Here is a 12,596-nt window from a genome sequence, read left to right on the forward strand (position 1 = left end):
CCAGGCCTAAACCCAGCAGCGCCAACCACGCATCCCAATCCAGAAAGATATCCGTCAGTCACCACTCACATGGTATAACCAAACGCGCACATTTCTCTGCATCAACAGATTTAACTGTGAAACAACATGGCCGGACTTTCGTCCGGCCAGATTACCACTAGGGCAACCCTCTCAGCGAGGCGGGCTTTCTAGCCGATCAACTCGGCCTCGTCAACCCGTCCGCCTCACCGTGGAGCAGCACCCCGTCGGTGAAGGGGCTTTTATGGGGATGGCCGCCCCCTGTAAACCCCAGTTTCATGCGCTCGTAACATGACACCCATGAGCAGCTATGCGCTGGCATCCTGCTTGACCTGGATCTCCAGACCGTCCTCGGAAGCGCCCACCGAGATCGAGTCGCCACTGCGCACCGTCCCCTCGAGCAACTGGCTCGCCAGGCGGTCCTGCAGGCTCCTCTGGATCACGCGCTTCAGCGGCCGTGCGCCGTAGATCGGATCGTAGCCGGCCTCCGCCAGCCAATTCCGGGCCGCGGCGTCCAGGTGCAGGTCGATCTTCCGCTCCTCCAGCAGGCCGCGAAGCCGCTGAAGCTGCATATCGACGATCTGGCCCATGTCCTCCCGCGCCAGGCGGCGGAACAGCACGACCTCGTCCAGCCGGTTCAGGAATTCCGGCCGGAACCGGTCCCGCACCGCCCGCATGACCGCGGGGCGCGCCATCTCGACATCGGCGTCGTCCGGCAGCTCCGAGATCGCCTGGGAGCCCAGGTTGCTGGTCAGGACGATGATGCAGTTGCGGAAATCGACCGTCCGCCCCTGCCCGTCCGTCAGCCGCCCGTCGTCCAGCACCTGGAGGAGGATGTTGAACACGTCCTCATGCGCCTTCTCGACCTCGTCGAAGAGGATGACCTGGTAGGGGCGCCGGCGCACCGCCTCGGTCAGCGTGCCCCCCTCCTCGTAGCCGACATAGCCCGGAGGCGCGCCGATCAGGCGGGCCACGGCGTGCTTCTCCATGAATTCGCTCATGTCGATACGGGTCATGGCGCGGTCGTCGTCAAATAGAAACGAAGCAACGGCCTTTACGAGCTCAGTCTTCCCGACACCGGTCGGCCCCAGGAACAGGAAGCTGCCGATCGGCCGATTGGGATCCTGCAGGCCGGCACGGGCACGCCGCACAGCCTTGGCCACGGCCTCCAGCGCTTCCTCCTGGCCCACGACACGGCGTCGCAGGTCATCCTCCATGCGCAGGAGCTTGGCCCGCTCGCCCTCGAGCATCTTGTCGACGGGCACCCCGGTCCAGCGGCTCACCACCGCGGCGATGCCCTCCTCGGTCACCGCCTCGTTGACCAGCTTGGCGCCACCCTGGCCGGCCTCGGCGATCTGCTTTTCCAGCCCCGGAATGGTGCCGTAGCGCAGCTCCGCCGCCTTGTTCAGGTCGCCCCGCCGCTCCGCGAGATCCTGTTCGGTGCGAGCCTGGTCCAGCTGCTCCTTGAGCTTCTGGCTCTCAACCACCTGGCTCTTCTCGGCCTCCCAGCTCGCCGTCAGCGCCGAGGACTTCTCCTCGAGCTCGGAGAGCTCGGCCTCCAGCTTGTGCAGCCGATCCTTGGAGGCCTCGTCCTCCTCGCGCTTCAGGGCCTCGCGCTCGATCTTGAGCTGCAGCACCCGCCGGTCGAGCTCGTCCAGCTCCTCGGGCTTGCTGTCCACCTGCATGCGGAGCCGGCTGGAGGCCTCGTCCACGAGGTCGATCGCCTTGTCGGGCAGGAAGCGGTCGGTGATGTAGCGGTTGCTCAGCGTCGCGGCCGCCACCAGCGCGCCGTCGGTGATCCGGACGCCATGGTGCAGCTCATACTTCTCGCGGATGCCGCGCAGGATGGAGATGGTGTCCTCCACGCTCGGCTCGCCCACGAAGACGGGTTGGAAGCGCCGCGCCAGGGCCGCGTCCTTCTCGATGTGCTTGCGGTACTCGTCGAGCGTGGTCGCGCCGATGCAATGCAGCTCGCCGCGAGCCAGGGCCGGCTTCAGCAGGTTGGAGGCGTCCATGGCGCCATCCGCCTTGCCCGCGCCGATCAGCGTGTGCAGCTCGTCGATGAAGAGGATGACCTGGCCGGCCGCCTCCTCGACTTCCTTCAGCACGCCCTTCAGGCGCTCCTCGAATTCGCCGCGATACTTGGCGCCGGCCACCATGGCGCCGAGATCGAGCGACATGACCCGCTTGTTCTTCAGCGCCTCCGGCACGTCGCCCTTCGCGATGCGCAGCGCCAACCCTTCCACGATCGCGGTCTTGCCCACGCCGGGCTCGCCGATCAGGACCGGGTTGTTCTTCGTGCGGCGGGCGAGCACCTGGATGGCGCGCCGGATCTCCTCGTCGCGGCCGATGACCGGGTCGAGCTTGCCGTTGCGGGCCGCCTCCGTGATGTCGCGGGCGTATTTGTTCAGGGCGTCGAAGCTGTCCTCGGCCGCGGGGGCATCGACCTTTCGGCCCTTGCGCAGGCGGTCGATCGCTTCGGAGAGAGCCTCGGGCGTGGCGCGGCCGGCCTTCAGCGCCTGCTGCGCCGGGCTGGCGGCGATGGCGAGGCCGAGGAGCATGCGGTCCTGGGCCACATAGGTGTCGCCGCCCTTGGTGGCAGCCTGCTGCGCGGCGTCGAGCGCACGGACCAGCTCGGGCGTGAGCTGCGGCGCCTGGCCGGCATTGCCGCCCTGGACGGCGGGGAGCTTGCGCAGCTCGGCCTCGACCGCGCCGCGCACGGCGTTCACGTCGCCGCCGGCGGCCGCGATCAGGCCGGAGGCCGCGCCTTGCTCATCGTCCAGCAGGGCCTTGAGCAGATGCTCGGGCGTGAGGCGCTGGTGATATTCGCGAATGGCGATGGTTTGCGCCGCCTGAATGAAACCGCGGGCGCGTTCAGTGAATTTTTCCAGATCCATAGGTCGTTCTGTCCCTGCTGGAGGCGACGGGGGGCGATGCATCCCTTTCAGGCAACGCATCGCTCCTCATTGTGGTAACGGGGAATGCGCGAATTCAAGATGAGTCGGGAGCTAACATGCGCGTCGAGCACATCTATCGGTATCCGGTGAAGGGCCTCTCCGCCGAGGCGATGGAGGAGGTCCAGCTGAAGGAGGGCGAGTGCCTGCCGCACGACCGCCGCTTCGCCCTGGCCCAAGGGGACTCTCCCTTCGACCCCGCCGCGCCGGCCTGGCTGCGCAAGACGAATTTCGCCTGCGTGGCCGCCAATGCCCGCCTCGTCCGGCTCACCACGGCCTATGACGCGAAGACCGGCCAGTTGGTGATCCGCCTGCCGGAGGGCGAGCCGCTGGTCGCCAATATCTCGACGCCCGAGGGCCGCGCGGAGGTCGAGGATCGGCTGACGGCGTTCCTGGGCGAGGAGGCGCGCGGCCGGCTGCGCTTCGTCGAAGCGCCCGGGCACAACTTCACCGATATTCCGCAGAAATCCGTCTCGATCATCTCGCTCGCGAGCCTGGCCGCGCTCGAGCGGGCGGCGGGGATGCGCCTGCATCCGTTGCGCTTCCGCGCCAATATATATGTGTCCGGCGGGCCCGAATGGGGCGACTTCGACCTGATGGGCCAGGAGATCCAGCTGGGCCAGGCCCGGCTCCGGGTCTGGAAGCGCATCGTGCGCTGCCCCGCGACCGAGGTGAATCTGGAGACCGCCGAGCGCGACAGCCATCCGCCCCGGGTGCTCCGCCAGCATTTCGGCCATGCCGACCTGGGCGTCCAGGCCGAAGTGCTGGAAGGCGGCCGCGTCTGCCTTGGCGACGCGCTGGAGCGGCTGGCCCCCGCCTGAGGGAATGCCGCCGCCCCTCCGCTGCGCGGGTTAGGTCTTGCCGCCTCGCTGCGGGCCACGCCCCTGCCCGGGCGGGTCATTCGGATCATTGTCGGTCGGGCCCTGAGGCCGCTGGCTGCCGCGGCCCCGTCCGGGAGGGTCGTTCGGATCATTGTCCGTCGGGCCCTGGGGGCGTTGGCCGCCGCGTCCCTGTCCGGGAGGGTCGTCCGGGTCGTTGTCCGTCGGCCCCTGAGAACGTTGGCCACCCCGGCCCTGTCCAGGAGGGTCGTTCGGGTCGTTGTCGGTGGCGCCACGCTGGCCACCACGGCCGCGCCCAGGCGGATCATTGGGATCGGCATCGCTCTGGCCCGTGGAGCCGCCGCGGCCGGGAGGATCGGTGGGATCGGAATCGCCCAGGCCGCCGCCCGCCCCGCCACGGCCGCGCCCGGGCGGATCATTGGGGTCGTTGTCGCTGACGCCGGGGCGGGAGGGCGCCTGCGGAGGTCCGATCTTGGTTCCCTGCGCAGAGGCGGCGCCCGTGGTGGCGGCGCCCCCCAGGGCAGCCAGGTTCAGCACCAGCAGCCGGCGGCGAAGCCTCGGATCGAACGTCATCTATCTTCTCCTCATCGGTGCCGTCGCTGCGAGGGCCGGGCGAGGATCACACCATCGCCGCCGGACCATCCAACGCTTCCTTCACCGCCCTTAGCTTCCGCGCAACAGACCCGTGCCGTCGGTCAAAAGCCGGCGAACCGGTCCCGGCCGCCTGCTCGCACTTCGGGCATGAGTTCACCTTGGCATGGCAGAACATTCGTTCCCACGCCTATGTTGAGATACCCCCGGAAAAACGGATCGATACAGCAACGGCATGCCGTAGATCAGCCGGGTATGCTGCGTGGCGAGCGGGCCTAGGCGGAAGGGACGACCTGATCCTGGCCTGCCAGGAAGCCGTCCAACCCCGCCAGCTCCACCCTCCCCTGCAGGCCGAGGCAGGCCCCCAGGATCAGCCCGCGCGCCAGCAGCCGTTCCGCGCAGGCCAGGCCGGAGGCCAGCGCTGCCTCCACCACCTCGGGCGGGAGCTCGCCGACCGCGACGGTGACCGGCAGTTCGCCGAGGTCCGTGGCGGGGTCGAGGCTCTCCGCCGGCCGGCGGATCACGGCGCCGTGCTCGGCATCCACCGCATTGGCGATCATGCTGGCCGCGGCCGCCGCCTCCGGCGCGCGCTCCGCCAGCACCGTGACGGCATCGGCGATGCCCAACGAGAATCCCCCGCTCCGCCAGCCCGCTGTCGCGAGGCCCCTGACGCCGTCCCGCCCGCGGATCACGGCCATGCGCCCTGTCCCTGCCGCGCCCTGCCCCGCTTCCAACCCGACCCGCAGCGTGCCGGAGGCCGGGAGATGCAGGGCCACGTCGCCGCCCTGGCTCACATGCGCCAGGGTGAGGTCCTCGATGGTGGCGAGGGCCTGCATGACATGCTCGGCACAGGCCCCCGACATTGCCACCATCGGCGTCACGAATTGCGCGCGGTGCGGCCAGGCGGCCTCGGCCATGCGGCGCGCCACCGGATGGCGGAGATCGGGCTGGCGGCCGAACAGGGGCGCCCGCAACGCCGTCATCTCCAGCGAAAGGGCGGGAAGCACGCCGTGCAACGCGCGCCAGGCAGCCTCGCGCGCTTCCATGATGGCGCGGCGGGTGCCCTCGAGGCCGATGACGAGATCGATCGGCCCGTCCTGAAGATGCAGCCGCCCATCCGGCAGCAAGGCGCGCCGGGGAGGCTCCCAGCCAAGGCCGCCACTCATGCCGCCGCACCGAATCGGGGCGTGCCGGTTCCTGCCGCGATGGCGAGCTCATCCACCATGATGGTGATCCCTCCTGTCCGGAAGGGATAACAGAGCAAGCCGCCCAAGGTCACCTATCCTCCTGATCCGGCCCGGTTCGCGCTCCCCATTCAAGCGCCGGCGACAGGGAGCAGGGAATGCTTGCATGCCCCTCCGGCGCTCGTCATACAGTTGGGCAAGGCCGGGTCAAAACCGGCCAACAGGGAACTTCCAAGGGAATCGGGCTGAGTGAGCGACACCATCCTGGAGACGCGGGGACTGACCAAGGAGTTCTTGGGCTTCCTTGCCGTTCAGAACGTCAACCTTTCCATTCGCCGGGGCAGCATCCATGGGCTGATCGGGCCCAATGGCGCGGGCAAGACGACCTGCTTCAACCTGCTGACCAAATTCCTCCAGCCCACCCGCGGCACCATCATCTATGACGGGCGGGACATCACGAACACGAAGCCGGCCGAGGTCGCGCGGCTCGGCCTGGTCCGTTCCTTCCAGATCTCCGCCGTCTTCCCCCATCTCTCGGTCCTCGAGAATGTGCGCCTCGCGCTGCAGCGCGCGCGGGGGGCCAGCTTCGACTTCTGGCGCTCGGATTCGACGCTGAAGCAGTACGACGCCCGCGCCCGCGAGCTGCTGGAGGATGTCGGCCTCACCGAATACGCCGCCCTGCAGGCGGGCCAGCTCCCCTACGGCCGCAAGCGCGCGCTGGAGATCGCGACGACGCTGGCGCTCGAGCCCGTGATGATGCTGCTCGACGAACCGACCGCCGGCATGACCAGCGACGACGTCGACCGCATCGTGACGCTCATCAAGCGCGTCTCGGTCGGCCGGACCGTCCTGCTGGTGGAGCACAACCTCAAGGTGGTCGAGGGTCTTTGCGACCGCATCACCGTCCTCGCCCGCGGCGAGGTCCTGGCCGAGGGCGACTACGCCTCCGTCAGCCGGAACCCGGACGTACAGGCCGCCTATCTCGGCACCGACCCCGCCAGCGTCGGCGTTCCGGAAAGCGCGCTTAATGTCTGAGCCCATGCTCAAGGTGAAGGGCCTGGAGGCCTGGTACGGCGAGAGCCACGTGCTGCACGGCGTGGACATAGAGATCGCCGAGGGCGAGGTCGTGACCCTGCTCGGCCGCAACGGCGCGGGCAAGACCTCGACGCTGCGGGCTATCATGGGCCTCATCGGCCGGCGCACCGGCTCCATCCGCTTCGAGGGCACGGAGCTGATCGACCTGCGCCCCGACCTGATCGCCCGCACCGGCATCGGCTACTGCCCGGAGGAGCGCGGCATCTTCGCCTCGCTGGACGTGACCGAGAACCTGATGCTGCCGCCAACGCTGCGGCCGGGCGGCCTCTCGATCGCCGAGATCCACACGCTCTTCCCGAACCTCAAGGAACGCGCGCGCAGCCCGGGCACCAAGCTCTCGGGCGGCGAGCAGCAGATGCTGGCCATCGGCCGCATCCTGCGCACCGGCGCGAAGCTCCTCCTGCTGGACGAGCCCTCGGAGGGGCTGGCGCCGGTCATCGTGCAGCAGATCGGCCGCACCATCCGCGAGCTGAAGACGCGCGGCTTCACCGTCCTGCTCGTCGAGCAGAACTTCCGCTTCGCCCAGACCGTGGCCGACCGGCACTACGTCATGGAGCATGGGCGGGTGATGGACATGGTGCCGAATGCCGAGCTCGGCGCCTCGCTGGACCGCCTCAACGAATATCTGAGCGTCTGACCCCCACGGACGCGACAACGGAGCAAACGAAGCCCATGACCCTTCAACGCCGGACCCTTCTTTCCGCCGCCGCGGCAGCCCCCCTGGCGGGCGCGCTCTCGCACAAGGCGCGCGCCCAGGCGAACACCATCAAGATCGGCGTGCTGACCGACATGTCCGGCCCCTATCGCGACCTCGCGGGCCCCGGCTCGCTGAAGGCCGTGCAGATGGCGGTGCAGGAAAGCGGCATCGGCCAGCGTGGCGTGACGGTCGAGATCGTCTCGGCCGACCATCAGAACCGCCCCGACGTGGGCTCCACCATCGCCCGGCAGTGGTTCGACCGCGACGGCGTGGACGTCATCGTCGACGTGCCGACCTCCTCGGTCGCGCTCGCCGTCAACGGCATCGTGCGCGAGAAGAACAAGGTCTACCTCAATTCCGGCGCGGGCAGCGCGGATCTGACGGGCAGTGCCTGCTCGCCCAACACCATCCACTGGCCCTACGACACCTGGATGCTTGCCAATTCCACCGGCGGCGCCATGGTGCGCTCGGGCGGCGACAGCTGGTTCTTCATCACGGCCGACTACGCCTTCGGCCATGCGCTCGAGCGCGACACGTCGGAATTCGTGCGCGGCGCCGGCGGCCGGGTGCTGGGCTCGGTCCGCACACCCTTCCCGGGCACGACGGACTTCTCCTCCTTCCTGCTGCAGGCCCAGGCCAGCCGCGCCAAGGTGATCGGCCTCGCCAATGCCGGCGCGGACACCATCAACACCATCAAGCAGGCGGCCGAGTTCGGCATCACCCGCGGCGGCACCAAGCTCGCGGGGCTGCTGGTCTTCATCAGCGACATCCACTCGCTCGGGCTGCAGACGGCGCAGGGCCTGGTGCTCACCGAGACCTATTACTGGGACCTCAACGACAAGACGCGCGGCGTCTCCACGCGCATGGCGCTGCCGGGCGGCGCCAAGCCCACCATGGTCCAGGCCGGCTGCTACTCGGCCGCGCTGCATTACCTCAAGGCGGTGGCCGATATGGGCGTCGCGGCGGCCAAGGCCAGCGGCACCGAGACCGTCAACAAGATGAAGGCCATGCCGACCGAGGACGACGCCTTCGGCACCGGCAGCATCCGCGCCGACGGCCGCAAGATCCACCCGTCCTTCCTGTTCGAGGTGAAGAAGCCCGGCGAGAGCAGCAACCCATGGGACTACTACAAGCTCGTCAGCACCACCCCCGCCGACCAGGCCTTCCGGCCGCTCGCGCAGGGTGGCTGCTCGCTCGTGCGTTAAGCGTCGCTAAGGGCGGAAGGCGCGATCGGGCCGGGTTCTCCCGGCGCCGATGCCTTTCCGTCCGCGGATCGGGAGCCGGACTGCAATCGGGAGCGAGGTGGCGAAGACCGCCCGCCCCACCAACAGGGAGATTCGACGAATGAGCAGGATTCAACGTCGTGCCGTGCTCGCCGCGGCGGCTGGTGCCGCGACCTTCGGCGCGGCGCCCGCCCGCCGCGCGCGGGCCCAGGCGAACACCATCAAGATCGGCGTGATGAACGACCAGTCCGGCCCCTACCGCGACATCGGCGGGCCGAACGGCGTCATCCTCGCGCAGATCGCCGCGCAGGAATTCGGCAACAACCGCGGCTTCAACGTCGAGGTCGTCTCGGCCGACCACCAGAACCGGCCGGATGTCGGCGCCAATATCGCCCGCCAATGGTACGACCAGGGCGTGGACATGATCCTCGACGTGCCGACCTCCTCGGTGGGCCTCGCGGTCAACTCCGTCGCGCGCGAGAAGAACAAGGTCTACATCAATGTCGGCGCCGCGACGGCCGACCTCACCGGGCCGCAATGCAGCCCGAACACGGCGCATTGGGTCTACGACACCTACATGTTGGCCAAGTCCACCGGCGGCGCCATGGTGCGTGCGGGCGGCGACAGCTGGTTCTTCATCACGGCCGACTACGCCTTCGGCCATGCGCTGGAGCGCGACACCTCCACCTTCGTGCGGTCCAATGGCGGCCGCGTGATGGGCAGCGTGCGCTACCCCTTCCCCGCCACCTCAGACTTCTCGGCCTTCCTGGTGCAGGCGCAGGCGAGCCGCGCCAAGGTGATCGGCTTCGCCAATGCCGGCGCCGACACCATCAACTGCATCAAGCAGGCGGCGGAATTCGGCATCACGCGACGCGGCACCAAGCTTGCGGCGCTGCTGATGTTCATCGCCGACGTCCATGCGCTCGGCCTCGAGAGCGCCCAGGGCCTGGTGATGACCGAGAGCTTCTACTGGGACCTGGACGACCGTACCCGCGCCTTCAGCCGCCGCGTCCAGCCGCGCCTGAACAACCGCGCCATGCCCAATATGGTGACGGCCGGCAATTACTCGGGGACGCTGCACTACCTCAAGGCGGTGGCCGATATGGGCGTCGCGGCCTCCAAGGCCTCGGGCATCGAGACGATGAACCGCATGAAGCGCCTGCCGGTCGAGGACGAGGCCTTCGGGCGCGGCACGCTGCGGGAGGACGGGCGGATGCTCATTCCCTCCTACCTCTTCGAGGTGAAGACCCCGGCGGAATCCCGCGGTCCCTGGGACTATCTCAAGCTGCTGCAGACGACGCCCGCGGACGAGGCCTGGCGTCCCCTCTCCGAGGGCAACTGCCCGCTGATCCGCAGCTGATCCGGCCGGCGAACGCGACCTTGGAGCTCCTCGCCGCCCGACCTTCCGCCGACTCACGACATTTCAGGAGCTCGCACATGAACCTGTCCCGCCCCCCGTCGCCCGCCGCCCGTGGCGGGCCCGATGCGAGGGCGGTGGCCCTCCCGGCCGGAAGTGCTTCCCGGCCGGGGCAGCGCGGCGACCGCCCCTTCGCCCGAAGCCCCTTCGTCGAAGGATCTACCCGGCATGGATGAGATTTTCGGCATTCCCGCGCCGTTGCTGTTCGGCCAGCTGCTGCTGGGGCTGATCAACGGCGCCTTCTATGCCTTGCTGTCGCTCGGCCTCGCCGTCATCTTCGGCATGCTGAACGTCATCAACTTCGCGCATGGCGCCCAGTTCATGATGGGCGCCTTCGCCGCCTGGATGCTGCTGGAATATGCCGGGCTGAACTACTGGTGGGCGCTGCTGCTGGCCCCGCTGCTGGTCGGCGCCTTCGGCGTGATTCTCGAACGCACGATGATCGCGCGATTGTACAAGCTCGATCACCTCTACGGCCTGCTGCTGACCTTCGGCCTCGGCCTGATCATCGAGGGCGTATTCCGCAACCAGTATGGCAGCTCGGGACTGCCCTACCGCATCCCGCCGCAGCTTTCGGGCGCCTGGGACCTCGGCTTCATGTTCATGCCGGTCTATCGCGGCTGGGTCGTCGCCGTCGCGGCGGTGATGTGCCTGGCCACCTGGCTCGTCATCGAGAAGACCAAGATCGGCAGCTACCTCCGCGCCTCGACCGAGAATGCGGCGCTGGTGCAGGCCTTCGGCATCAACGTGCCGCGCCTCATGACGCTCACCTACGGCGCGGGCGTGGCGCTGGCCGCCTTCGCCGGCGTGCTGGCTGCGCCGATCTATTCGGTGAACCCGCAGATGGGATCGAACCTCATCATCATCGTCTTCGCCGTCGTCGTCATCGGCGGCATGGGATCCATCCTCGGCTCCGTCATCACGGGCTTCGGGCTCGGCATCATCGAAGGGCTCACCAAGGTGTTCTATCCGGAAGCCTCCTCCACCGTGATCTTCGTGGTCATGGCCATCGTGCTGCTGGCGCGCCCCGCCGGTCTCTTCGGGAGGGCCTGAGCCATGGCGGCCCCCGGCGGCTTCAGCGGCACCGATTTCCGCAACGAGGAAGCCTATTTCCTCGGCTTCACGCAGGCGCAGGTGATCGCCTTCGTCCTGCTGATCGCCCTGCTCGCGATCGGCCCCTTCTTCCTCTACCCCGTCTTCCTGATGAAGCTGCTCTGCTTCGCGCTCTTCGCCTGCGCCTTCAACCTGCTGATCGGCTATGTCGGCCTGCTGAGCTTCGGCCATGCCGCCTATTTCGGCATGGGCGGCTACATCACCGGCTACACCGCGAAGATGTGGGGCCTGCCGCCGGAACTCTCGATCCTGCTCGGCGGCGCGGTCGGCGCGGCGCTGGGCCTCGTCATCGGCTGGATCGCGATCCGCCGGCAGGGCATCTACTTCGCCATGATCACCCTGGCCTTCGCGCAGATGGTCTATTTCTTCTGCGTGCAGGCGCGCTTCACGGGTGGCGAGGACGGCATCCAGTCCATCCCGCGCGGCCACTTCCTCGGCATCGTCGACCTCAGCCGCGACATGAACATGTACTGGCTGACGGCGGGGGTGTTCGTCGTGGGCTTCCTGCTCATCCACCGCATCGTCCATTCGCCCTTCGGCATGGTGCTGAAGTCGATCCGCGAGAACGAGCCGCGCGCCACTTCGCTCGGCTACCGGACGGACGACTACAAGCTGATGGCCTTCGTGCTCTCGGCCGGGCTGGCGGGCGTGGCCGGCGGGCTCAAATCCCTCGTCTTCGGTATCGCCACGCTCACCGACGTCTTCTGGACCATGTCGGGCGAGGTCGTGCTGATGTCGCTGGTGGGTGGGCTCGGCACCATCTTCGGGCCCTTCGTCGGCGCCGCCGTCATCATCACCATGCAGAACTACCTGGCGGAGTTCGGCGCCTGGGTGACGGTGATCCAGGGCGTCATCTTCGTGCTCTGCGTGCTCGCCTTCCGCCGCGGGCTGGTCGGCGAGATCGGCAACTGGCTGCGCGTGCGCCTGTAGGGCTGATAGGATGAAAAGGGCGTGCGGAGGGCCGCGCGCCCTTCGCGCGCTCAGCCGGCCACGTAGCGCGTCACGAAATGCTTGCGGATGGTCTCCACCACCTCCCAGGTGCCGCTGAAGCCCACCTCCATCGTCGCCGCGTCCCCGGGCCCGAGAAGCAGGGGCTCGCCGCCCTCGGGCGTCAGCCGCAGCACGCCGCTGAGGAGATGGAAGAACTCCCAATGCTGGAAGCGGAAGGCGAAGGTGCCCTCGGTGCATTCCCAGAGGCCGGAAGCCAGCAGCGCGCCCTCCTCCTCCTTCGCGAAGTACCGCCAGGTCCGCGTCACAGGCTGGCCGGCAATGACGGTGAAGCCGCGGGGATGGGGATGCAGGACCGGGCCCTGCTCCTGTCGCGGGAATACCGTCAACAATTTCTGTTCCATCTTGACCGTTCCTCCTCCCCGTCCTCAGAGTAACTGCAAGCCCGAGAACCGGGATCATCTTCGGCGCCAGGCTGCCTGTCACCCCTGTTGCTCTGCGATATTTGCTTCTGGAG

11 protein-coding genes are annotated in these 12,596 nt (G+C 68.3%); 7 read left to right on the top strand and 4 right to left on the bottom strand.

From position 1 onward, the window contains the following. Positions 1–326: 326 nt before the first annotated feature. Positions 327–2,915 carry an ATP-dependent chaperone ClpB gene (clpB, locus tag KHU32_RS00005; protein WP_213668012.1) on the bottom strand — a complete coding sequence of 863 codons (2,589 nt, stop codon included), beginning with the start codon at positions 2,913–2,915 and terminating at the stop codon, positions 327–329. A gap of 116 nt (positions 2,916–3,031) precedes the next feature. Here clpB and KHU32_RS00010 point away from each other — a divergent pair, with 116 nt between their 5' ends. After that, positions 3,032–3,793 carry an MOSC domain-containing protein gene (locus tag KHU32_RS00010; RefSeq protein ID WP_213668013.1) on the top strand — a complete coding sequence of 254 codons (762 nt, stop codon included), beginning with the start codon at positions 3,032–3,034 and terminating at the stop codon, positions 3,791–3,793. Positions 3,794–3,823: 30 nt separating this feature from the next. On the opposite strand, the gene KHU32_RS00015 is transcribed toward KHU32_RS00010, so the two are convergent. Next, on the bottom strand, positions 3,824–4,384 hold the full coding sequence (locus KHU32_RS00015; protein WP_213668014.1) for a hypothetical protein: 561 nt from the start codon (positions 4,382–4,384) through the stop codon (positions 3,824–3,826). Between the two features lie 293 nt (positions 4,385–4,677). Further along, positions 4,678–5,568 carry a UPF0280 family protein gene (locus tag KHU32_RS00020; RefSeq protein ID WP_213668015.1) on the bottom strand — a complete coding sequence of 297 codons (891 nt, stop codon included), beginning with the start codon at positions 5,566–5,568 and terminating at the stop codon, positions 4,678–4,680. Positions 5,569–5,835: 267 nt separating this feature from the next. On the opposite strand from KHU32_RS00020, the gene KHU32_RS00025 reads away from it, so the two are divergent. The 6 genes from KHU32_RS00025 to KHU32_RS00050 all read left to right on the top strand — a co-directional run bounded on the left by KHU32_RS00025 (position 5,836) and on the right by KHU32_RS00050 (position 12,061). Beyond that, entirely contained in the window at positions 5,836–6,621 is a 786-nt protein-coding gene (locus KHU32_RS00025) for an ABC transporter ATP-binding protein (protein WP_213668016.1), read from the top strand. Further along, positions 6,614–7,318 carry an ABC transporter ATP-binding protein gene (locus KHU32_RS00030; protein ID WP_213668017.1) on the top strand — a complete coding sequence of 235 codons (705 nt, stop codon included), beginning with the start codon at positions 6,614–6,616 and terminating at the stop codon, positions 7,316–7,318. The genes KHU32_RS00025 and KHU32_RS00030 overlap by 8 nt, the downstream gene beginning before the upstream one ends. A gap of 35 nt (positions 7,319–7,353) precedes the next feature. After that, positions 7,354–8,583, top strand: a complete 1,230-nt coding sequence (locus KHU32_RS00035) for an ABC transporter substrate-binding protein (RefSeq protein ID WP_213668018.1) — start codon at positions 7,354–7,356, stop codon at positions 8,581–8,583. Positions 8,584–8,722: 139 nt separating this feature from the next. Continuing rightward, positions 8,723–9,961 (top strand): ABC transporter substrate-binding protein, encoded by a 1,239-nt coding sequence (locus KHU32_RS00040; protein WP_213668019.1) that lies wholly within the window; start codon positions 8,723–8,725, stop codon positions 9,959–9,961. Between the two features lie 225 nt (positions 9,962–10,186). Next, positions 10,187–11,071, top strand: a complete 885-nt coding sequence (locus KHU32_RS00045; protein ID WP_213668020.1) for a branched-chain amino acid ABC transporter permease — start codon at positions 10,187–10,189, stop codon at positions 11,069–11,071. A 3-nt stretch (positions 11,072–11,074) separates the two neighbouring features. Continuing rightward, on the top strand, positions 11,075–12,061 hold the full coding sequence (locus KHU32_RS00050; protein ID WP_213668021.1) for a branched-chain amino acid ABC transporter permease: 987 nt from the start codon (positions 11,075–11,077) through the stop codon (positions 12,059–12,061). 50 nt (positions 12,062–12,111) lie between these two features. On the opposite strand, the gene KHU32_RS00055 is transcribed toward KHU32_RS00050, so the two are convergent. Then, positions 12,112–12,483 carry a cupin domain-containing protein gene (locus KHU32_RS00055; protein WP_213668022.1) on the bottom strand — a complete coding sequence of 124 codons (372 nt, stop codon included), beginning with the start codon at positions 12,481–12,483 and terminating at the stop codon, positions 12,112–12,114. Between the last annotated feature and the right edge of the window lie 113 nt (positions 12,484–12,596).

The sequence above is a fragment of the Roseococcus pinisoli genome (assembly GCF_018413645.1).
GTDB classification, from domain to species: domain Bacteria; phylum Pseudomonadota; class Alphaproteobacteria; order Acetobacterales; family Acetobacteraceae; genus Roseococcus; species Roseococcus pinisoli.